Origin of the sequence: Acinetobacter sp. 22512, from assembly GCF_052044755.1 — a bacterium.
GTDB lineage: Bacteria > Pseudomonadota > Gammaproteobacteria > Pseudomonadales > Moraxellaceae > Acinetobacter > Acinetobacter pittii.
In genome coordinates this window covers 1-23,336 of sequence record NZ_JBQENP010000015.1, presented here as the reverse complement: position 1 = coordinate 23,336, position 23,336 = coordinate 1, and the positions used below count along the sequence as shown (strand labels likewise).

Here is a 23,336-nt window from a genome sequence, read left to right as displayed (position 1 = left end):
AAAAAGATGACTATAAGGAGTTCAGCATGCATTCGAGAATTATTGGCTTTACAGTAATGATGGGGATTATGAGTTCAGTGGCATTTGCAGAGCCTGCAATCCAGCCAGGAGACACATTAGAAAGCTTATCTAAAGCGCGTATTACAACAAACGTAAATACTCAAACAGCAACGCCTACAGCTCAAACAAGCGATGCCAATGCTGAGGTTAAAGTTGAAGATATTGACCCAATTATTGGCGAAACAGCAGCAGAGGCACCAAAAGTAGCTGTACAGGCAGAAGCAGTAGCCGCACCAGTGATCGAAAATGCTCCTACTCTTGCTTCTAGCGAACCGACTGTAAGTGTTAATGATATTGATGTTGCTCTCCCTACAAAGTAAGCAGACGTAATTTTCTTTTAAGCAGAATAAAAATAATAAGATACATCAGCGCAATAAAAAGGCGGATATTTTATAAATATCCGCCTTCTTTTTAATTTCTTGTCTAATCAAGCATTAATCGAACAAACGATCAAAGAATGATTTTTTCTTTGGTGAGGAAGCACTGTCTTCGCCATCAAAAGAAGCTTGCAACTCTTTAAGTAATTCACGTTGGCGAGAATTTAAGTTGACTGGTGTTTCTACCACAATACGGCAGAGTAAATCACCCACCATGCTGCTACGTACTGGACGAACGCCTTTGCCACGTAAACGGAATAATTTACCTGTTTGAGTTCCCTCAGGAATTTTCAGGCTAACGCGACCTTCCAAAGTTGGAATTTCAATTTCTTTACCAAGTGCAGCATCAGCAATGCTTACTGGTACGTCCATATAAAGATCGGCACCATCACGTTGGAAAATTTCGTGTTCACGAACAACGACTTCAACGTATAAGTCACCTGATTGGCCATCACGAATTGCTTCGCCTTTACCACTCAAACGAACACGGTCACCATTATCTACACCCGCTGGAATTGTAACTTCCAACGTTTGCTGGCGATCGGCAACACCTGAACCATGACATGCCTGACAAGGGTTTTTAATAATTTTACCTTGACCACGACACGTACCACATGTTTGTTGTACAGAGAAGAAACCTTGCTGCATACGAACTTGTCCTGAACCATGACAAGTTTTACAGGTTTCAACATCTTTTGGATTTTTAGAACCTTTACCATCACACACATCACATGGTGCTGGAGCAGTAAAGGTAATGGTTTTTTTCACCCCTTTTACAGCTTCTTCAAGGGTAAGTTCCATTACATAGCGTAAATCTGATCCGCGACGTTGACGCTGTTGACGTCCACCACCACCGAATGCGCCACCGAAGATATCACCGAACTGGCTAAAAATATCTTCTGCACTAAATCCGCCGAAGCCACCACCGCCTCCGCCAAAGCCACCTTCGAACGCATTATGTCCCATGCGATCGTACATGCTACGCTTTTCGCTATCCGATAAAACTTCATAAGCTTCAGCAGCTTCTTTAAATTTCTCTTCAGCTTCGGCATTGTCAGGGTTTCTATCAGGATGATATTTCATCGCCAATTTACGGTAGGCTTTTTTGATCTCATCATCACTTGCGGTTTTTGAAACGCCTAAAACCTCATAATAATCACGTTTAGCCATTTTTGGCGGTGCTCCTCACGGAATTTTATCAATACTCTATTGCCGACTAAATGGGGGACTTTAGCCGAATTTACAAGGGGGAAATGTTCAAAAAATAGATATATTAAAAAACTGCCTTATTTTTTAAATATTTAGACAAGCCTTTTAACCATGCATTTAATAGAAATAACCACGCAATAGCGCTAAAAACTACACCAGCAACTGTAGAGGCTGTGACCCAAAGATTGCTGTCCCATGCAAAGAAGAAGAGCGGAATAAACCAGACAACAGCAAAAATTGCCATAAATAGAAATAGAATCGCATTGCGCATAATCCATAGCGCATGCGCATGAATCCAAACTTCTGCATTATCTACAACTGCCACTTTACGAGCGACCAAATAAGCAAAGGCCGCAAAAATAACCGTAAACAATGCAAGAAACATGAACGCATAAGAAATTACTATATAGCGGCGATGCTGTTCGATATGGTCTTGCCCCATCTGTATTTCACCTCAATTCACTGCATTTTGCCTATTTTTTATGCAGTGAAATAATCCTGTATTTTTTGTGTAAAGACAGGTGCTACTATATTGGAGTTTTCAATATTTCGCACCTTTATTCACAAAAAATTTATGTATTTTATGCGGTTTTTTTCACCTTAAACCACGCTGCGTAGAGTGCAGGTAGGAAAAATAATGTCAGTAAGGTGGCAACAATCAATCCGCCCATGATCGCAACTGCCATCGGACCAAAGAAAATACTTCGCGAAAGTGGAATCATGGCCAGAACAGCGGCTAAAGCAGTCAAAATAATTGGACGGAATCGACGCACTGTCGCTTCAATAATTGCTTCCCAAGTTGGATGTCCCGCTTGTCGGTCCTGCTCAATTTGATCAATCAAAATAAGCGAGTTACGCATGATCATGCCAGAGAGCGCAATTGTGCCTAACATGGCCACAAAGCCAAATGGTTTGTTAAATAACAGTAAGAATAAAACAACACCAATTAAACCCAGTGGAGCTGTTAACAACACGATGGTCGAGCGAGACAAGCTTTTGAGCTGAATCATCAGTAATGTCATGACCACTGCCAAGAAGAGTGGCATACCCGCATTCACAGAATCTTGCCCACGTGCAGACTCTTCTACGGTTCCACCCACTTCAATGAGATAGCCACTTGGCAATTCAGCACGTAACTTATCCATTGATTCAGCTAACTCACCCACAACAGTAGCAGGCTGCAAATTGGTACGAATATCTGCACGAACAGTAATCGTCGGTAAGCGGTTACGATGCCAGATCAAACCATCTTCAAACTTATACTCAATCTTCGCAATTTGAGCTAAAGGTACAGTAGTTCCATTGTTCGTTGGCACAGCTAAGCTTGCCAGTGAAGCCACTTCAACGCGCTCTGCTTGGTCCCCGCGTAAGCGAATTTCAATGAGTTCACGTTTTTCACGATATTGCTCAATCGCACTACCAGTAATTGATGCATTAATGAAATTCGCTAAATCCAGACTAGAGACACCCATTTGTCGAGCACGGTCTTGATCAATTTGAATGGAAATGATCTTACTTGGCTCGCCCCAATCTAAATGCACATTGGTGGTATTCGGGTTTTCACTCATTACTTTAGCGACTTGCTGTGCTTCTTTACGTACCAGATTTAAATCTTCACCTGACACACGATATTGCAATGGATAACCCACAGGTGGGCCATTTTCGAGTAATGACACACGAGTACGGACTTGTGGGAGTAACTGCTTAATTTGTGTTTCTAACGAACGACGAATGTCATCACGATCATCAAGTGATGATGCGAGTACAACAAACTGAGCAAAGCTGGCTTGTGGTAATTGTTGGTCTAAAGGTAAATAAAAACGTGGTGAACCTGTACCCACATAGGCCACATAGTTATCAATACCTTTTTGTTTCGACAAGAATTTTTCAACCTTTTTCACAGCTTGTTCTGTTGCTGTTAAAGAGGCGCCTTCTTCAAGCTTTAAATCGACTAAAATCTCGGCACGGTTTGAAGGCGGGAAAAACTGCTGAGGTACCATCTTAAACATCAGCACAGAGAGTACAAAAATCCCCACTGTCGTTGCAATCACGGTTTTACGATAGGTCACACAAAACTCGACCATCTTTCTAAAACGTAAATAGAAACTAGATTGATAAGGATCGTAATGATGGTCCTGTGAAATTGCCACAGTTTGCGGTTGCGGTTTTTTCGTTAATCTTGCCCACAAACGGACATACCAAGGGGCCTGATGTCCTAACTTGGTAAAATCTGGTAATAGCTTTTCACCTAAATAAGGTACGAATAAAACTGCCGCGATCCAAGACACCAATAAAGCAATGGTCACGACCTGAAAAATAGAGCGTGTGTATTCGCCTGTACTAGACTGAGCCGTAGCAATCGGTAAAAAACCTGCCGCGGTAATCAATGTTCCCGTGAGCATCGGAAATGCGGTAGTTTTCCACGCAAATCCGGCGGCTTTAATTCGGCTATAGCCCTGCTCCATCTTAATGGCCATCATCTCGACGGCGATAATGGCGTCATCGACTAACAGACCTAACGCCAAGATCAAAGCACCAAGTGAAATCTTATGCAGTCCGACATCGAATAAACTCATACCGGCAAAGGTCATTGCTAAAACTAATGGAATAGAAAAAGCGACCACCAATCCCGTACGGAAGCCTAAAGAGAAAAAACTCACTAACAAGACAATAATGACTGCTTCAGCGAGTACCTTCACAAACTCATGAATACTGCGTTGTACTGCTACAGGTTGGTCAGAAACTTTTTGCAATTTCATGCCGAGTGGCAAGGTCTTTTGCAGTTGGGCAAATTCTGTTTCTAGATTTTTACCAAGGGCAATAATGTCACCGCCTTTACGCATCGAAACGGCAATGCCAATACCATTTTCACCCATGAAACGCATACGTGGTTGAGCAGGCTGACTAAAACCACGATAAACATCAGCAACGTCACCAAGCTGGATGGTTTTATCACCGACCAATAAAGGTGTTTTTTTAATTTCATCAATGTTTTGTAGATGACCACTTACTCTAATTTGAATACGGTCTGTACCCGTTTCAAAAAAGCCAGCACTTGCCATACTATTTTGCTTTTGTAAGGCTTCTTGAATCGCTGTAACTGGAATTCCGAGCTGCACCGCTTTAGTGTTAGAAATCTCAACCCATATTTTTTGGTCTTGTAGACCAATCAATTCGACCTTACTGACATCCTTGACTCGTTGAAGCTGTAATTGCAAACGATCTGCATATTCTTTCAAAATTGCATAGTCAAAGTCTTTGCCTGTCAGTACATAAATATTACCGAAAGTGTCCCCAAATTCATCGTTAAAAAATGGGCCTTGTACACCGTTTGGCAGTTCATGGCGAATATCATTCACCTTCTTACGGACGTTATACCACACGTCAGGAATCTGTGCCGATGTCAGCGAGTCCTTGGCAACAAACGTAACCATCGACTCACCTGGGCGGGAGTAAGCCATAATCTTGTCATATTGACCTGTGGTCATCAGTTCCTTTTCGATACGGTCAGTCACCAGCGTTGAAACTTCTTTCGCTGTTGCTCCCGGCCAATAGGTTTGTACGACCATGACTTTAAAAGTAAATGGTGGGTCTTCACTTTGTGAGAGTTTTGAATAAGAGATCGCGCCGATAATGCCGAGTAACAGCATAAAATAAAGGACGATACCTTTATTATTTAATGCCCATTCCGAGAGATTGAATTTCATGGTTGGGTTGCTCCCTGAATTTTCACCGCACGGTTTTCACGGTCAATCGGGTGAATCTTCTGCTTATCGCGTAGCAAATGCACACCACCAATCACCACCCAATCATTTGGTGTTAAACCAGATAGCACGGGTACACTGTCTCTGCCATATGCACCAACAGTTACAGGTACTTTGCGTAAAGTTTGATTCGCATTAACAACCCAGACATAAGGCTGATTATCTGTTGCTGAAACACTCGAAAGTGGCACACTCATCACGTTGGTTTGAGTTGAGGTAAAAAATACGCGTGCACTTTGTCCAAGTTGGATAACAGACTGCCCTTCTTTGAGTGCAACTTTCACTGTAAAGGTACGAGACTGATCCGCTGCCGGAGAAACTTCACGTACATATCCGGCAAACCTTTCATTCGGTTTAGACCACAAGGTGATCCAAGCGCCTTGACCAACTTTAATCTCGGTAACTGCTTGTTCAGGAACACCAATAACAACTTCACGCTCTCCATCAATTGCAAGTTGATAAGCAGCTTGTCCTGCTGCAACCACTTGTCCAATTTCTATATTTCGCGCAGTAATCACCCCGTTTTTGTTAGAAACGAGTTGGTTATAACCTGTCTGGTTAGCAGAAACCTCATAGTTAGAACGAGCTTGTTGTAGTGCTGCCTGTGCCGCGTCATATTGATTTTTTACCGTATCGAATTGCGAACGGCTCACTGCATTAATAGGGAGTAATTGTTGAAAACGTTTAAGTTCATCTGCTGCTGTTTTTGCTGAAGCCTGTGCATTATCCAGTTGGGCTTTAGCAGCATTTAATTGTAACTGAGCATCTGCCACATCGAGTTTTGCTAATACTTGTCCAACTTTAACTCGGTCGCCTACATCCACATAGCGCGCCGTAACTTGTCCACCAACCCGAAATGCCAAAGCCGTTTGTTGTCTAGCCTGCACATCCCCTGCATAGCTTTTTTGTTCATTGAGTGTGGTTAATGGCTGCGCCACCATCACATAGGGTATTTCTTCTGTTTTGGGTGCTTCTTTACTGCATCCCATTAATGTGACCGTACAAACAATCACCATACTCATGATGAGAGGTTTTAACAGATTCATATCTTATCGCTCTTATTCAAACTGATTTTTTAAGGCACAATATGCTTGCATCATAATTTGTTTGTTTTTTAATTAATATACCTACGAGTACATTAATTAAAAAAAACTTATAAATATTTATTTTTCTAAACTTTTATTAGAGGGTTTTGTGCAAACAGTTAATCAAAGTGGTCGCCCCAAAGATCTGGAAAAGCGTGCTCGTATCCTACAAGCCGCGAAAGCTATTTTTTTAAAATCCGGTTATCACGGTACTAGCATGAACCAGATTGCACAGGAAGCAGGCGTTACTAAACTCACGGTTTATAACCACTTTCAAGATAAAGTGAACCTGTTTATCTGTGCGATTACGGAAACTTGTGAAGAGACACTGTGCACTAAACAATTTGACTTAGATACATCGGCAGACTTCTATCAAACACTCTTTATTGTATGTTCACGTGCCTTACAAATTATTTATTCACCTGAAGCATTAAAGCTTGATCATGTATTGTTGGAGCTTGCAGCCGAACAGAACCCACTCGCCCTACAGTTTTTTGAAGCTTCACATACACGAATGGAGAATCAATTAGCTGAGTTTTTTCAAAAAGCGGCTCAATTAGGTTTCATTCAAGCCGATGATCCGATCTATCAAACAGAACTACTTTTGACCTTATTGCTTGGTGTACGCCATCACAAGGTTTTACTGGGCATCACTGCTGCCCCAAATGCACAGGAGCTAGAGCAAATTATTCGTGACGCAATTAATTTATTCTTGCTCAAATACCGGAATTAAACCAAAGTCCGATTGTCAAAAGTTGCGCTGAGTGCATGCCAGCTTTTAAGACACTATAAGCGAATTAAATGTTATTTTTTAAGCAAAAATTCACATTTTCTTACGCTCAAAGCTTGGAATGTTTGTTAATCGCGCTATATTCGATAAGAATAAGAACAGGAGAAAATAGCATGGTTCAGCAAATCGATGCGCCACTGCGTGAGGATGTCCGCTTACTTGGTAATTTATTAGGTGAAACCCTAAAACAACATGCAGGACAAGAACTGTTTAATCAGATCGAGCAAATCCGTGCTCTTGCCAAAGGTGCACGTGATGGTCAAGCTGAAGCCGAAAAGCAACTAGAACAATTATTTTTAGAACTGCCCGATGAAGAGTTACTTCCTCTCACCCGCGCTTTTTCTCATTTCCTCAATTTTGCCAATATTGCCGAGCAATATCATGTGGTCCGTAGCCGCAGACAGGCAGAGTTCGATTCGGATGCAAACTCTCCGAATCCGCTGGTTCACTTATTTCAAAAATTTAAAGATAAAAGTATTTCAACAGAAAAACTATTCCAGCAAATTTGCGATCTTAAAATTGAGTTAGTACTTACGGCGCACCCCACTGAAGTGAGTCGTCGTACCCTGATTCAGAAATATGATGATATTAACGCATGTCTCTCGCAGCTTGATCAGCAAAAACTTACCCCACGCGAACGCCAAAATGCACTTGCGAATTTAAAGCAACAAATTAGTTCGGCTTGGCAAACAGATGAAATCAGACAGCATCGCCCAACTCCAGTCGATGAAGCAAAATGGGGATTTGCCACAATTGAGCAAACACTTTGGAATGCTGTACCTAAATTCATTCGCGAGTTAAATGAATTAGTTCAAGAAAACTGCCAACTCAATTTACCACTTAATATTGCACCAGTACGTTTCGCATCTTGGATGGGCGGAGACCGTGATGGCAACCCAAATGTTACCCATCAAATTACCCAAGAAGTGCTGTGGTTATCACGCTGGCAAGCTGCCGATCTCTATTTAAGAGATATCGAAAACTTACGTTGGGAACTTTCAATCCAGACGTGTTCTGAAGAAATGATTCAAGCAATTGGTAGCCAACATGCAGAACCTTATCGTGAATATTTACGTGCTACACGAGAGCGTTTAAAAGCAACTCGCCACTGGTTAGCTCAGCGTTTACAAGGCTTAGAAGCTGATGACAGCAATGTCATTAAAAGTAAAGATGAGCTTTTACAACCATTATTGCTGTGCTATCGCTCTTTAATCGACAGTAACCTACCTGAAATTGCGAATGGTCAACTGCTCGACTTTATCTACCGTGTGAACTGTTTTGGTATTGAATTACTTAAACTCGACATTCGCCAAGAATCAGGCCGTCATCGCCAAGCGATTTCAGCCATTACCGAATATTTAGGTTTAGGTAATTTTGAATCGTGGACTGAACAAGCGCGCCAAAATTTCCTCATTCAAGAATTACAAAGTAAACGCCCGCTTTTACCGAAATATATTAATGAGCCTGAAGGGAGTTTGATTGGTCATCCAGATGTTCAAGAAGTATTTGCAACCATGCGTACTTTGGCAGACCAACCACCTGAGTCTTTAGGAGCATATATTATTTCGATGGCTGAATATCCAAGTGATGTTTTAGCTGTGTTGTTATTGCAAAAAGAAGCAGGTATTCAGCATCCTTTACGTGTAGTTCCTCTATTTGAGACTTTAAAAGACTTAGATGGCGCTGCAACTACCATGAATACGCTGTTCAATATGCATTGGTATAAACAGCACATTCAGGGTAAACACGAAGTCATGATCGGCTACTCCGACTCTGCAAAAGATGCCGGTTTCATGTCTGCCAACTGGGCGCAATATCGTGCTCAAGAAGAGCTGACTGCAATTGCTCAAACACACGGCGTACAGTTGACACTATTCCATGGTCGCGGCGGATCAATTAGCCGTGGTGGCGCACCAACCCAACAAGCTCTATTCTCACAGCCGCCGGGTTCGATCTCTGGTGCAATTCGTGTCACAGAACAAGGTGAAATGATCCGTTTCAAATTCGGTTTAGAAGGTATTGCCATGCAAAACCTTGAAATCTATACCGCAGCAACACTTGAAGCGACCTTATTACCACCACCAGAGCCTAAGGCTGAGTGGCGTGAACTCATGAATCGCATGACTGATCATTCTGTTAAGGTCTATCGCCAGACAGTTCGTGAAAACCCACATTTTGTCAAGTATTTACGGACCGTTACGCCTGAACTCGAATTACAGATGTTGCCTTTAGGCTCGCGTCCTGCAAAACGAAAAGTAAGTGGCGGCATCGAGTCTTTACGTGCGATTCCATGGGTATTTGCTTGGACACAAATCCGTTTGATGTTGCCTGCATGGCTAGGTACAGGTGCTGCCATTAATGAAGTGATTGCAGATCAGCAAAAAGCAACACTTGATGAAATGCTCCAGCAATGGCCTTATTTCCAGACACTCATTGATATGCTGGAAATGGTATTGTCTAAATCCGATGCCAACATTGCACTCTATTACGAGTCTCATCTGACTGAAGATGAAGATTTGAAAGTTCTTGGTAACCAATTACGCCAACGACTAAAAGATGCTGTGCAAACTTTATTAACCTTAAAAGATGAATCAAAGCTTCTGAGTAATAATGATGTTCTTGATCAATCCATGCAGGTTCGTAAACCATACTTACTTCCTTTGCATCTTTTACAGGCTGAACTCATGAAGCGCCGTCGTGATTATCTTGCTGAGCGTCAGGCAGAGCACACTCCTGTTGACCATGCACTTATGGTGAGTATTGCGGGTATCGCTGCTGGCTTACGTAATACAGGCTAAGCTAATTTTACCAATTGTTTTATAAAGCAGTGCATCTCGATGTGCTGCTTTTTACTTGCAAAGTTCTTTATTTTTCTTAAATTTTCTCCGATTTTCTATTTTTTTGAATATTTTTTAAAAATCATAAAATTAATCTTTATAAGAAAAAAATAACTAAATACGCACATTTAGTTTTTTTAAAATTATACCAATCGTTAAAAAATAATTACTTTTCACTCATATACTTCTCTCTAGAGATTAAATGCACTCTCAAGAAAGAGTATCATGGCAGCAATTAAAGAATAATGAGCTTATTTTATGTCCAATTGGTTTCCAAAATGGCAGCCTTACCAAGGTGATATTGACCATCGGCCAGTCTCTACCAATGAATATCTCCCACCCGTTCAAAGTGCTGTTTTGGGTATTCAACATGCATTTGCTATGTTTGGAGCGACTGTTTTAGCACCCTTACTCATGGGTTTTAATCCTAACCTTGCTATTTTAATGTCTGGAATCTGTACCATTCTGTTTTTCTTAATTACAGGTGGTCGTGTTCCAAGTTACTTAGGATCAAGTTTTGCCTTTATTGGGGTGGTTGCAGCTGCAACTGGGCATATTACAGGTTCAGGTGCCAATCCAAATCTATCTATGGCTTTAGGTGGAATCGTAGCATGTGGTGTTTTTTATGCCATCATCGGTTTTATCGTGATGCTTACTGGTACACGCTGGATTGAAAAACTCATGCCGCCTGTGGTGACTGGTGCCATTGTGATGATTATTGGTCTGAACCTTGCACCTGTTACGATTAAAGGTGTTGCAGGCCAACCATTTGAAATGTGGATGGCCTTAATTACTGTACTTTGTATGGGCAGTATTGCAGTCTTTACTCGTGGCCTATTGCAACGCTTGCTTCTGTTGATTGGTTTGATCTTGGCATATGCAATTTATGCCATCACCACCAATGGGCTAGGTTTAGGTAAACCAATCGATTTTAGCCAGATCTCACAAGCCGCATGGTTTGGGATTCCAAGCTTTTCGCATCCTACTTTTGACACGAATGCTATGCTAATTATTGCGCCAGTTGCGCTTATCTTAGTAGCAGAAAATCTAGGACATATTAAAGCTGTTGGCGCGATGACTGGTGAAAACCTGACTCCACAATTAGGTAAAGCATTTGTTGCAGATGGTTTGGCAACAACATTATCTGGTAGTGTCGGCGCTCCAGGGATGACTACTTACGGTGAAAACATTGGTGTGATGGCAGTCACTCGTGTGTACTCAACTATTGTTTTCGTCATCGCAGGTGTCTTTGCAATTTTCTTAGGTCTATCTCCAAAATTTGGCGCGGTTATTAGTACTATTCCAAGTGCTGTTTTAACAGGCGCGTCTATTGTTGTGTTTGGTTTAATTACCATTGCTGGGGCCAAAATCTGGATCGAAAACAAAGTTGATTTTTCTAACAATAAAAATCTAATTGTTGCTTCGGTCACGATTATTTTAGGTGCTGGTAACTTTGAATTATTGTTTGGTAATTTCAATTTAGGTGGTATTGGTACCGCAACTTTTGCAGCCATTATTTTAAATTGGCTGTTTAGTTTAAAAGATAAAACCTAAATTCAAAAAGGCAGCGCAAGCTGCCTTTTTTTATTACGATTTAGTATGATGACTTTTTAGCCTTCAATACGTTCCTTGTCATGCGTTTTGATTTTTTTGATTTACAGCTGGTTCTTCATATTGTCTCTACAGGTAGTCTAACCAAAGGTGCAGACCGCTCTGCAATTTCACTTCAAGCCGCCAGTGAACGTATAAAAAAACTCGAACAATATTTTGAAACGCCCTTATTTATTCGCCAGACGACGGGAGTGGAGCTCACCACAGCGGGACACGCGTTTGTAGAGCATGCCCGTCAACTGATGACACAAAAAGAGCAGCTCGAACAAGAAATGCAGAGGTTTAGGCCGCCTACAACAGAGTCATTAACGCTTTGGTGTAACTCTTCTGCTCAAAGCGAATATTTGCCTCCGTTATTACCACAATATTTGGTGCTTCATCCCGAAATGAGTATTGATTTACATGAGGCAGAAAGTTCAGAAATTGTAGAGGTATTAACGCAAGGAGTTGCAAATCTTGGGCTAGTCTCAAGTTTTTTTGATACCAGACATTTGCAAACTAAGGAATTTGCTAGCGATCCATTAGTTCTGATTTGTCCTCCTACTCACAATTTAGCTCAACACCAAGAGCTGAATTTGGTAGAGGCTTTAAATTATGGTTTTATTGGCCTTAAACCCCACCATTCGTTGCAACAGTCCATCGAAACTCAAGCTAAGCTATTGGGCTTTAACATACAGTACCGTTTGCGCTTACCTAATTTTGGGGCGATTGCTGAGGTAGTCGCCAAAGGCGTTGGAATTGCGATTATGCCGGCTCGTGCTGCCCAGCGTTTGCAATCGGACTATGACTTTCATTCCATTCAACTGCTAGGCGCGTGGGCAAATCGTAAACTGCTTTTGGCCACACAAAATTTCAATCAACTGCCTAACAGTTATAAACAATTTTCAGATTTTTTATTGCAACATCGCCCTTAAAAATTAGCTTAATGCAAAATCATATAAAGACCTAATGACACCAAACCTATAAAAAAGATACGGCGAAATAACTGCTCATTTAACCGATAACGGATTTTTTTACCTAACCACATTCCAACGAGAGCCGCCAATAATGCAGCAAAAGATAAACGATAATCCAATGTCATTCCCGACATCGGGTTGTGGTGTAAAAAGACTGCAAGACAAATGGTAGAGACAGTAAACGTTAGTCCTAAAGCCTGAACCAACTCATCACGCTTTAAATGTAAAGACTGCAAATAAGGAACGATTGGAATAATAATGACACCAGTTGCTACAGTCACTGCCCCGCCGATATATCCAATAATCGGTGATAGCCAACGTTCATACTTTCCTAAGTGTGGAAGTTTCTTCACGCACAAACCGTAGAGTCCATATAAGGCCAACATACAGCCTAATAAAATTTCACTACTATGCCCATGACTTTGACTTAAAGTAGGTAAAAAGCTCCATATAGAACCTACTATAATGCCGACAAGCAACGTCCAGAAACGGCGAATAAACGCCCAGACATGTCCTTCAGCAAAAAGCTGCCAGACGTTGGTGACCATTGAAGGGACAATGAGCAGAGATGCTGCCTGAAAAGGGCTCATTGCGATGGTGAGTAAGCCCATCGATACCGCGGGCAATCCTAAACCGATCATGCCTTTAATCATGCCAGCGAAGGCAAAGACCACTATAATAATTGCTAAAAAAGTCACTGTTTATCTCCGATTCCTTAAAGAATATGCTACGGAAAAAACAGGTACTGCCCTATTCTTGTTTTTAGGAGTAGGCCTCAATTAAAAGTTGAGGCTGTTTTATATTTTTCTTCTAATACATTGCTAAAAATACTTTCGATCATCCACACACGATACAAGCTATTAAATACGTAGGTCTGACCATCAATACGCAGCTCTAAAACCGGTAAATCAGGCTGATGCTTGTCTTTGCAAAGTGCATCATTCTGCGCCAAAACAGATTGCACATCTTGGACGGTTAGCTGCTCAATCCCAAGTTGCTGCTGTAACTGTTGAAAATGTTTTAAGAAAGATAAATCTTTTCCTTTCGTCCAAACTGCCTGCAATATTGTAAAAATTGTATCGATTTGCTGATTCTCTTGCACACTATAGAAAAGCTTTGCCATCTCTAATGTGCTTTCCTCAGTAGGACGACAAAATGGTGTAAAGGCCACACCTGTTCGTTTAGAAACACGTGTCGCCAAACTCCAGTCAAACCAGTCTCGACCTTGATAACTTAAAGGGTAAACTTTTAGTTGAATATCATAATAATCAGCCAGCTCTTCTTTAATGTAGGTAAGTAACAACCAGCTCATTGGGTCTTCTAAAGCAATATAAATATCAAGCTCAGGATGAAGGGTCTGAATCTCGGTAAGTGCCTCAGCATCATTAATCAAATGTTCACGCCATTCGATATGATTAATTAAAAAAATTGGATTACCCGTCAGTAATTTTTGCTGCTTCAGACGACGAGTTAAACGTAATAAATCATCTACTGCGTGATATTTACGTCCACCAAATTCAAAGTATGCCGCAGGTACAGGCTCATCCGTAAAAATGCGTTCTGAAAAATGTTGAGGAAGCTGATGTTTAACTGCCATGGCATGTAAAGTTCGTAACTTTCCATATTGTTGTTGCCAAAGCATGTGAAAAATATCTTCTAATAGATGGAAGAAGTTCTGACCTTGTAATGGGGTTCTTTTTAATATGACTGCCGCTTGTTTTAAAGATTCTGGGCTTGGGATTTCTGGAAATTCATCAAAACCGAAACGATGTTGTTTGGCTAATATCTTGGCATCATTCAGACAATAATTCTGCCACTCTTCATGCGACATGCTGTTTGGAGGTTCAGAAGCCGTATGCGAAATAATAATTTTTAAAGGCTTAAGTTCATCACTTAAAATTTCATCTAGCTGAGACAATTGCTGAACAGCCAAATAGCTATACACATCATCAAGTCGTAAATAAATACTTAAACCATTTTCCGTGGGTAACACCGCTTGACGAGAAGGCTTTTGGTAAAACCAGCTCGATCGAATAGGGTCAAACCAACGGCGTAGCAGTGACATGAGTTGTGCCTCTAAAAAATAAATCCTAAGCGAGATCAAAGATTGTTTTGATCATAGTGCAAGGTAAAACAGTAGTCGAGATTGAAATATAACTACCTTAGTTTACGCAGAAAATAAGTCATGTTTTTAGCAAGTTTCTACGTAGGTGAAGATTTTATCACCATTTTATGGCAAACCCATAGAATGATCTAAAAACACCTTTTTCTACAAGCTGATTTTATTTACCAGACATGAAAAATGCACCCTTAACATGATAGCAATTCATCTTGTCAAAGGGTGCATGATTCATAATCAATTATTAAAATTGAATATTTTATAGAACGCGTACAGCTCCTTTCGCTGCACTTGTTGTATGCATTGCATAAACTTTTAACGCTTTTGATACCTTACGTTTACGTTCTTCTTTCGGATGCCAGCCTTTCGCTTCTTGCACTGTACGACGATGTGCCATAGTCGCATCATCAACGTTTAAGTGAATCGTACGGTTTGGAATATCGATTTCAATAGTATCGCCATCTTCAACCAAACCAATTGCACCACCTTCAGCCGCTTCTGGTGAAACGTGACCAATCGAAAGACCTGATGAACCACCAGAGAAACGGCCATCTGTTACCAATGCACAGTCTTTTCCTAAACCTTTCGATTTAAGATAGCTAGTTGGGTAAAGCATTTCTTGCATACCCGGACCACCACGTGGACCTTCGTAACGAATCACAACCACATCGCCAGCTTTAATATCATGACCCAAAATTGCGTCTACAGCCGCATCTTGGCTCTCAAATACACGCGCTGTACCAGTAAATTTCAAGATTGATTCATCAACACCTGCAGTTTTCACGATACAACCATCAAGCGCGATGTTGCCGTATAGAACCGCTAAACCACCATCTTTAGAGAATGCATTTTCTGCATTACGGATAACGCCTTTTTCACGGTCGCCATCTAATGTTGAATAATAGCGATTTTGCGAGAATGCAACTTGAGTTGGAACACCACCTGGTGATGAACGATAGAATTCATAAACGTCTGCATCTTCAGTACGAATAATGTCCCACTTATCTAATGCATCTTTTAAAGTTTTCTCGTGTACAGTCGGTACAGATACATCAAGCAAATTCGCGCGATCAAGTTCACCTAAGATCGCCATGATACCGCCAGCACGATGAACATCTTCCATATGAACGTCTTGTTTTGCAGGCGCTACTTTCGACAATACAGGAACTCGACGTGATAATTCGTCAATATCATCCATTGTAAAATCAACTTCTGCTTCACTTGCCGCAGCCAATAAATGCAGAACGGTATTGGTTGAACCACCCATTGCAATATCAAGGGTCATCGCATTTTTAAATGCAGCCTTGGTTGCAATCGAACGAGGTAAAATGCTTGCATCTTCTTGTTCGTAATAGCGCTTAGCCAATTCAACAATAAGTTGGCCTGCTTTTAAGAATAGTTTTTTACGGTTTGCATGCGTCGCAACAATCGAACCATTACCCGGTAAAGATAAACCTAAAGCTTCTGTTAAACAGTTCATTGAGTTTGCAGTGAACATCCCTGAACATGAACCACAGGTTGGACATGCCGAACGTTCAAATTCCTCAACTTCTTCGTCTGTATAACTTTCATCAGCCGCAACAACCATTGCATCAACAAGGTCAATCGCTTTTTCATTACCGCGGAACTTAACCTTACCAGCTTCCATTGGTCCGCCAGACACGAAAACAACAGGAATATTCAGACGCATCGCAGCCATGAGCATTCCCGGAGTAATCTTGTCACAGTTTGAAATACACACCATGGCATCTGCACAGTGTGCATTCACCATATATTCAACTGAGTCAGCAATCAAATCACGTGATGGTAGTGAATAAAGCATGCCATCATGCCCCATTGCGATCCCGTCATCTACTGCGATCGTATTAAACTCTTTAGCAACACCACCTGCTGCCTGAATTTCTGCTGCGACAAGCTGCCCTAGATCTTTAAGATGTACATGGCCCGGCACAAATTGAGTAAATGAGTTGACCACCGCAATAATCGGTTTGCCGAAATCCTCATCTTTCATTCCTGTTGCACGCCATAAGCCACGTGCGCCAGCCATATTTCTTCCGTGTGTCGATGTTTTTGAACGATAGTCAGGCATTAGTGTTTCCAACAAGTTGTGCTTGAGCGGAATTTTTCCCGCTCTGGCGAATGATACTGATATAGCGTTAGATCAGTCGGAATATTGACTCATCATCATAATTTGATCATTCTCCATTCTATAGAAGCAAATAATATTCGGAAAGCCAAGAACAGTAATAGACAGTCAATATTTAGCAAAACTTACATGAATAATTTTTTATTTTTTCATAACCTTTTTTTATCAATAAAAGTTTTTCAATAATTTTTTGTTCACTATTTAAAAACTAAAATGCTCAATCGCCATGCTTTTAGGGCTTCAATCATTTTTCACGTATACTACGCCTAAACTCTTTTTGGATTGCATTTGTGAAAATTATTTTTGCTGGCACCCCCGAATTTGCTGCAACAGCATTGGCGGCTTTATTAAAAACTTCCCATGAAATTATCGCGGTTTATACTCAGCCAGATCGTAAATCGGGTCGTGGACAAAAACTAACGCCATCTCCTGTAAAACAACTTGCTCTTGAGCATAATATCCCTGTTTATCAACCCCTTCACTTCAAAGCTTCAACCGAAGAAGGTTTAGCAGCTCAACAAGAACTGGCAGCTTTAGGTGCTGATGTGATGGTGGTTGCAGCCTATGGTTTGATCCTTCCACAAGCTGTGCTCGATACACCTAAATATGGCTGTTTAAATATTCACGGCTCACTATTACCTCGTTGGCGTGGTGCAGCACCAATTCAGCGTGCGATTGCAACAGGTGACGACGAAACTGGTATCACTATCATGCAAATGGCTGCTGGTTTAGATACAGGCGATATGATGTATAAAACATACTGTCCAATTACTGCCGAAGATACCTCAGCAACTTTGCATGACAAACTCGCAGCTCAAGGTGCAACAGCAATTTGTGCGGTACTTGAGTCAGAAGAAACACTACAAAAATATTTGGCAGAACGCGAAGTTCAAGACGAAAGCTTAACGGTCTATGCTCATAAGCTCGTAAAATCAGAAGCTCGTATTGATTGGGCAATTGATGCTATTCAAGTTGACCGAAATATACGTGCATTCAACCCTTGGCCAGTCGCTTTTGTTCAGCTTGATGAAAATAATGCTCTACGTGTCTGGAACTCTTTAGTATCTAGCCAAAGCAAAGCGAATGCTCAAGCTGGTGAAATTATTGCAATCGATAAACAAGGTGTGCACGTTGCTTGCGGTGAAAATACATTTATTTGTCTGACTAGCGTGCAGTGGCCGGGTGGCAAAGCATTAAACGCTCAACAAATTGCACAAACTCAAAAACTTCATGTAGGACAAATTTTGCCATGAGTCAGGTTACCTCAAATTCCTCACGTTTTAACCTGCGTGCTCAAGTCGTCCAGACGTTACTAAAAGTTCAGCAAGGCCAATCACTCGCTAGTATTTTAAATACACAGCTGAATCAGGTCGCAGAGCGTGATCGTGCTTTGTTTCATGAGCTTGTATTAGGTACATTGCGTCAATGGTTTGCACTTAAATCAATTAGCCTACCGCTACTCAGCAAGCCTTTAAATAATGAGGCAGTAGAAACCTGTCTTTATGTTGGTCTTTATCAAGTTTTATGCACGCGTATTGCAGCGCATGCCGCTATTTCAGAAACAGTAGATGCAACCAAACAACTTGGTTTCCCTGCACTCAGCGGTATTATTAATGCAATTTTACGCCGAGCTACTCGTGAAACTGATGACTTTCAGCAAGGCTTACAGCAGGCGCATGGCTTACCAAGCTGGCTTTTCAAACGGTTAAAAAAGGATTGGGGTGAACAAACTGAATCTCTCTGCCAATCTTTGAAGCAAGTCGCGCCTTTAACCTTAAGGGTGAACCAGCGTCATATTGGCCGCGATGCTTATTTAGCAAAACTACAAAGTTTAGAAATTCAGGCACGTGCATGTACTTTGTCTGAAGCAGGTATTGTTCTTGAACAATCTGTACAAATCACTCAGTTACATGGTTTTGAACAGGGCTGGTTTTCTGTACAAGATGAACACGCTCAGCTTTGCGCAACATTATTGCCAGATTTGAACGATAAAATAGTAGTTGATGCGTGTGCTGCCCCAGGTGGTAAAACTGCTCATTTACTTGAAAAGTTTAAACCAGCTCAGCTCATTGCGATTGATCAGGACCCAAGCCGTTTAGTGCGTGTAACTGAGAACTTAAATCGCTTAGCACTTGATCAAAGTCATACAGAGATTTTGGCAGCCGATGCAACTCAATGGACTCCTGCACAGCCAGTAGATTGTATCGTGCTCGATGCACCTTGCTCTGCTACAGGAGTTATTCGTCGTCATCCTGACATACGCCTATTGCGCCAATCTACCGATATAGCTCAAACCATTGAACTACAAAAGCAGATCTTGGACCACATGTGGCAACAGCTCAAAGTTGGCGGCACATTGCTTTACATCACCTGTTCAATTTTAAAAGCTGAAAATGAACAGCAAATGATGACTTTTTTTGCTGAAAATCCAAATGCAAAAGAGATCAAGATTGATGCTGACTGGGGAATCGAGCAAACCTATGGTCGCCAATTACTGCCACAAGCGCAGTCTGGTGATGGATTTTATTATTGTAAAATCCAAAAAATTGTATAAAAAAGCAGGCTTAAAGCCTGCTTTTTTACTTGATCAGCATTAAAGTGTGTGCTGATCTTTTACTTCTTCTAAAACATCATCTAACTCTTCAGGATGTTTCGATAAATGGATAATGGACAAAGCCAAGCCACCCCATAAAAACACCATCGAAATTACCATCATTACGATTGCTGAAGTATTCATTATTCTGTCCCCCTAGCGATCTTTCATTTTGCTTAAAACAATTGCAACGACTGCACAGAAAATCACACTGCCCCAGCCGAATACACCTTGTAAGCTCATACTATAAGTATCATAGCCATTTTTGATCAAATTAAATACAGTCATACTGAGAGTAGTTAACAAGATTAATGATGTAATGACTGTTAAAGTGAAATCCCACCCCTTACCTAATTGAATAGTTGAGATGCGATTTACGTGATCACGAAGTTCTTTCAGTGCAGAACGTTTAAACCAAGTCACGGCAATAATAGAAAGTAAAGCACCGCCAATAATACCGATGTTATTGATAAAGTGGTCAACAATATCAACCAGCTTAATTGCGTTTACACTTGAGAATAAAATAATTGATACAAGCGCACTACCACCACCGATAATGGTTACAGCTTTTTTACGGCCCCATTTCAATTTATCTTGCATTGCTGCAATAGGTACTTCCAAAATACTCACCATCGAAGAAATACCTGCGACAAAAAGTGAAGAGAAGAATAAGAAACCAAATAAATCGGCACCAGTACCTAAACTTGAGATAATTTTAGGGAATGCAATAAATGCTAACCCAATCCCACCACTCACCACATCTTTAACTTCAGTACCTGCCGCATGAGCCATAAAACCAAGCGCTGCGAAGATACCAATACCAGCCAAAATCTCTGTTGATGCATTAGCAAAACCAACGATTAAACCAGAACCTGTTAAATTCGTTTTTGGTTTCAAATAAGATGCATAAGTCACCATGATCCCGAAACCGACAGAGAGGGAGAAGAAAGTATGGCCATAAGCAGCTAACCAAACTTTATAATCCATCATTGCTGACCAGTTCGGCGTAAAGAAAGCATTTAAGCCTTGAACCGCGCCTGGTAAACGTAATGATTGAATCACTAAAATAGTGAAGAGAATGAATAATAAAGGCATGAAAATCTTATTCGATAATTCCACACCTTTTTTCACACCACCATAAAGAATGATTAGAGTAAGTGCCCAAATCCCAACAATTGGCCAGAATAAATGACCTACAAATTGTAAATCAAAACCGGTTGCTTTTGTGGTCTGCAAATAGGTATTAAAGAAGAAACCTTCTGGATCACTTCCCCACATTTGGCCAATAGAGAAGTAAACATAACTACCAGCCCAAGTGAGCACACTTGCATAGTACAAACCAATGATGATACAGACACAAACCTGCCACCAACCTAATGTTTCCCCGCCTTTAAATAGGGCACGGTAAGCTTTAGGAGGTGAACCAGTACTACGATGTCCTACCGCATAATCTAAAAATAGTAACGGTAAACCAGCAGTAATGAGTGCCAATAGATAGGGAATAAGAAACGCACCACCACCATTTTCATAAGCAACGTATGGAAAGCGCCAGATATTACCTAAGCCTACAGCCGAACCAACGGCTGCAATAATAAAACCAGATCGTGACGTCCAGTTTTCACGAGAATCTGTCATAGAACACCTAATGTTAAAAGATTACTTATTTTTACTGCTATTGTTGATTGTTATTCCGCATGCAAAAAAAGAACCAAAAAATACTTTTGTGTTTGTAGAAAATAAAAAGCACCTTTTGAGTATTTTTATTCCCTTAACAAACAAGCAAAAATAGAAAATTCTTCCTTAAAGATTTTTGTCCATTTTTTGCCCCTATATAGCTGAACAATACCTGTTTTTATTTCTTTTTACTGTAATTTCCGTCAGAAATTTTACGAATTTTCTGAGTTTTTTTCACAATTGGTTATTTTTCAGCTAATATTTACGTTCTACTACTTGTAGCTCAACATTATTGTTCAATGACATTTTCTGCCAACTCTTAAAAAAGCTCCTTTAATTACTCAACTTATCCACTAATTTATTTTTAACTCTCCAGTTATCAATTAAAATTTAATAAGTCAGTACGATTGACAAAATTTATACTAAATTTTCTACAAGATTAAATTCATTTAAATTAAATAGAAAATATTAACTCCTTGAAATAAATAAACTTTTTTAAGGATTAAAAATTTATTCATATCACACATCTCAGATCCTTATTTTTTATCAATGCATCTGTAGCAAGATGTCTATATCATGCGCTCAAAGATTTCTTTTATGTGGATGTAAAAATGAAAATATTAAAAATATCTTTATTAACGCTCGGGATGGGCTTAAGTGGCTTTGCTCAAGCAGACTTGGTAGGAGTAAAAGGAGACGTCAGTTACTGGTTTTATGACGGTAAAGCTAATATGTCTTCTCAATCACCTGAAGATCAAGATTTAGATCAAAAAGGTAGTGCTCAAATCTCATTAGCAGTAGAACACCCAATCCCATTTATTCCAAATGCAAAAATTCGTTATGTAAATTTAGATACCGAAACTAAATCAGAAACTTTAGGTCAAGCCAACTATAAAGTTGATCTAGATCATAGCGATTTTATCCTCTACTACGAATTACTAGATAATATCGTAAGTGTAGATGCTGGTCTTGGTGCAACTGTATTAAATGGTGATATTACTGCGTATACAGGTAATCGCGTGGATATTGATAAAACATATCCTATTGCTTATTTGTCAGGTGAAGTAAAACTTCCGTTTACAGGCTTAAGTGCTAAAGGTGAAGCAACTTATACAAACTTTGACGATGCACGAATTACAGATGCACTGGCAGAAGTAAAATATAAATTTGCAGATAACTTACTCATTGATCTGGGTCTAACAGCAGGCTATCGCGTACTTAATATTGACTTAGATGACTACGATAACAATGACCTTAAATTTGAGTTTAAAGGCCCATATGTAGGTCTAGAAGCACATTTCTAAATCAGAATTTCAGAAATAAAAAAGAACTCGATATGAGTTCTTTTTTATTTAAATCATATCTACATAACCTAAATATTCTCGAATTCTTTGACACCACGCTTGAATATTTGGATATAGCTCCAAATCAAAACCACCTTCCTCCGCGACATGCGTGTATGCATACAAGGCAATGTCAGCAATAGTTAATTGATCTCCAACAAGATAGTCGTGATCTACTAAAGCTTTATCCATAATAGATAGTGCTTTATGGCCTTTTGGCTGTAAATTATGGTATTCCTCTATTCTTTCTGGTGGTAACCCTAAATATTTATTAATAAAACGTGCAACTGCAATAAATGGTTCATGACTATACTGCTCAAAGAACATCCATTGGTACATTTTTGCTTTAATAAAAGGATCTGTAGGAATAAATTTTGTTCCTTCAGCCAAGTAACCTAAGATAGCATTCGACTCACTCAAAACACGACCATCTTCTAGGACTAATACAGGTATTTTTCCATTAGGATTTAAGGACAAAAAATCAGCTGATTGAGTTTCTTTGTTTAAAATATCAACGTGGATCCATCTATGATTAATATTTAATAAGGAAAGTAATAGTTTTATCTTATAGCAGTTACCCGAACCGACATCACCATAAATTATCATAGATGCTCTTCCCTTATTATGCATACTTAAAAGATTAATTTTCTTATTATTTATAGCACAACTCTTCCTTAGTATTTTTATATTTATTCTCCGCACAAATTTTTTATCGCAATAAAGAAACACCCCCATTCATTGGAACGGGGGTGTTTAGAATAATGAGCTGGCG

At 40.2% G+C, this 23,336-nt stretch carries 18 protein-coding genes; 8 read left to right on the top strand and 10 right to left on the bottom strand.

Features of this window, described 5'->3' with window-relative positions:
• The first annotated feature begins 26 nt into the window (after nt 1-26).
• On the top strand, nt 27-380 hold the full coding sequence (locus ACTJJG_RS14785; protein ID WP_002119225.1) for a hypothetical protein: 354 nt from the start codon (nt 27-29) through the stop codon (nt 378-380).
• A 114-nt stretch (nt 381-494) separates the two neighbouring features.
• Here the strand turns inward: ACTJJG_RS14785 and dnaJ are convergent, their stop codons facing one another.
• The 4 genes from dnaJ to ACTJJG_RS14765 form a co-directional block, all read right to left on the bottom strand.
• The gene (gene dnaJ / locus ACTJJG_RS14780; RefSeq protein ID WP_002119101.1) at nt 495-1,607 is read right to left on the bottom strand and encodes a molecular chaperone DnaJ; all 1,113 of its coding nucleotides are present in this window, start codon (nt 1,605-1,607) and stop codon (nt 495-497) included.
• Between the two features lie 103 nt (nt 1,608-1,710).
• The gene (locus ACTJJG_RS14775; protein WP_002119294.1) at nt 1,711-2,088 is read right to left on the bottom strand and encodes a membrane protein; all 378 of its coding nucleotides are present in this window, start codon (nt 2,086-2,088) and stop codon (nt 1,711-1,713) included.
• A 139-nt stretch (nt 2,089-2,227) separates the two neighbouring features.
• Nucleotides 2,228-5,353: an efflux RND transporter permease subunit gene (locus ACTJJG_RS14770; protein ID WP_032057158.1), complete on the bottom strand. Its 3,126-nt coding sequence runs from the start codon at nt 5,351-5,353 to the stop codon at nt 2,228-2,230.
• Nucleotides 5,350-6,456: an efflux RND transporter periplasmic adaptor subunit gene (locus ACTJJG_RS14765; RefSeq protein WP_005804324.1), complete on the bottom strand. Its 1,107-nt coding sequence runs from the start codon at nt 6,454-6,456 to the stop codon at nt 5,350-5,352. Before ACTJJG_RS14765 ends, ACTJJG_RS14770 begins: the two co-directional genes overlap by 4 nt.
• Before the next feature lie 148 nt (nt 6,457-6,604).
• Here ACTJJG_RS14765 and ACTJJG_RS14760 point away from each other — a divergent pair, with 148 nt between their 5' ends.
• The 4 genes from ACTJJG_RS14760 (at nt 6,605) to ACTJJG_RS14745 (ending at nt 12,647) form a co-directional block, all read left to right on the top strand.
• Nucleotides 6,605-7,228: a TetR/AcrR family transcriptional regulator gene (locus tag ACTJJG_RS14760; protein ID WP_002119184.1), complete on the top strand. Its 624-nt coding sequence runs from the start codon at nt 6,605-6,607 to the stop codon at nt 7,226-7,228.
• Between the two features lie 170 nt (nt 7,229-7,398).
• The gene (gene ppc / locus ACTJJG_RS14755; protein ID WP_032057160.1) at nt 7,399-10,083 is read left to right on the top strand and encodes a phosphoenolpyruvate carboxylase; all 2,685 of its coding nucleotides are present in this window, start codon (nt 7,399-7,401) and stop codon (nt 10,081-10,083) included.
• 297 nt (nt 10,084-10,380) lie between these two features.
• Entirely contained in the window at nt 10,381-11,676 is a 1,296-nt protein-coding gene (locus ACTJJG_RS14750) for a solute carrier family 23 protein (protein WP_032012852.1), read from the top strand.
• 80 nt (nt 11,677-11,756) lie between these two features.
• Nucleotides 11,757-12,647, top strand: a complete 891-nt coding sequence (locus ACTJJG_RS14745) for a LysR family transcriptional regulator (RefSeq protein WP_016802698.1) — start codon at nt 11,757-11,759, stop codon at nt 12,645-12,647.
• An 8-nt stretch (nt 12,648-12,655) separates the two neighbouring features.
• Here the strand turns inward: ACTJJG_RS14745 and ACTJJG_RS14740 are convergent, their stop codons facing one another.
• The 3 genes from ACTJJG_RS14740 to ilvD form a co-directional block, all read right to left on the bottom strand.
• Nucleotides 12,656-13,387: a sulfite exporter TauE/SafE family protein gene (locus tag ACTJJG_RS14740; RefSeq protein WP_005804320.1), complete on the bottom strand. Its 732-nt coding sequence runs from the start codon at nt 13,385-13,387 to the stop codon at nt 12,656-12,658.
• A gap of 77 nt (nt 13,388-13,464) precedes the next feature.
• Nucleotides 13,465-14,754 (bottom strand): hypothetical protein, encoded by a 1,290-nt coding sequence (locus ACTJJG_RS14735; protein ID WP_032012854.1) that lies wholly within the window; start codon nt 14,752-14,754, stop codon nt 13,465-13,467.
• Nucleotides 14,755-15,067: 313 nt separating this feature from the next.
• Nucleotides 15,068-16,897 (bottom strand): dihydroxy-acid dehydratase, encoded by a 1,830-nt coding sequence (gene ilvD / locus ACTJJG_RS14730; RefSeq protein WP_005804318.1) that lies wholly within the window; start codon nt 16,895-16,897, stop codon nt 15,068-15,070.
• Between the two features lie 347 nt (nt 16,898-17,244).
• On the opposite strand from ilvD, the gene fmt reads away from it, so the two are divergent.
• Both fmt and rsmB read left to right on the top strand, forming a co-directional pair.
• Entirely contained in the window at nt 17,245-18,207 is a 963-nt protein-coding gene (gene fmt, locus ACTJJG_RS14725) for a methionyl-tRNA formyltransferase (RefSeq protein ID WP_032012855.1), read from the top strand.
• Nucleotides 18,204-19,508: a 16S rRNA (cytosine(967)-C(5))-methyltransferase RsmB gene (gene rsmB, locus ACTJJG_RS14720; protein ID WP_032012856.1), complete on the top strand. Its 1,305-nt coding sequence runs from the start codon at nt 18,204-18,206 to the stop codon at nt 19,506-19,508. Before fmt ends, rsmB begins: the two co-directional genes overlap by 4 nt.
• Nucleotides 19,509-19,547: 39 nt before the next feature.
• Here rsmB and ACTJJG_RS14715 read toward each other — a convergent pair whose 3' ends face one another.
• A complete protein-coding gene (locus ACTJJG_RS14715) occupies nt 19,548-19,691 on the bottom strand; it encodes a methionine/alanine import family NSS transporter small subunit (RefSeq protein WP_002119126.1) in 144 nt (47 codons plus the stop codon).
• Nucleotides 19,692-19,703: 12 nt separating this feature from the next.
• Nucleotides 19,704-21,182 (bottom strand): sodium-dependent transporter, encoded by a 1,479-nt coding sequence (locus ACTJJG_RS14710; RefSeq protein ID WP_002119149.1) that lies wholly within the window; start codon nt 21,180-21,182, stop codon nt 19,704-19,706.
• 638 nt (nt 21,183-21,820) lie between these two features.
• On the opposite strand from ACTJJG_RS14710, the gene ACTJJG_RS14705 reads away from it, so the two are divergent.
• On the top strand, nt 21,821-22,525 hold the full coding sequence (locus ACTJJG_RS14705; RefSeq protein ID WP_080776796.1) for a TIGR04219 family outer membrane beta-barrel protein: 705 nt from the start codon (nt 21,821-21,823) through the stop codon (nt 22,523-22,525).
• 48 nt (nt 22,526-22,573) lie between these two features.
• Here ACTJJG_RS14705 and ACTJJG_RS14700 read toward each other — a convergent pair whose 3' ends face one another.
• The gene (locus ACTJJG_RS14700; RefSeq protein ID WP_032012858.1) at nt 22,574-23,170 is read right to left on the bottom strand and encodes a glutathione S-transferase family protein; all 597 of its coding nucleotides are present in this window, start codon (nt 23,168-23,170) and stop codon (nt 22,574-22,576) included.
• Nucleotides 23,171-23,336 lie beyond the last annotated feature (166 nt).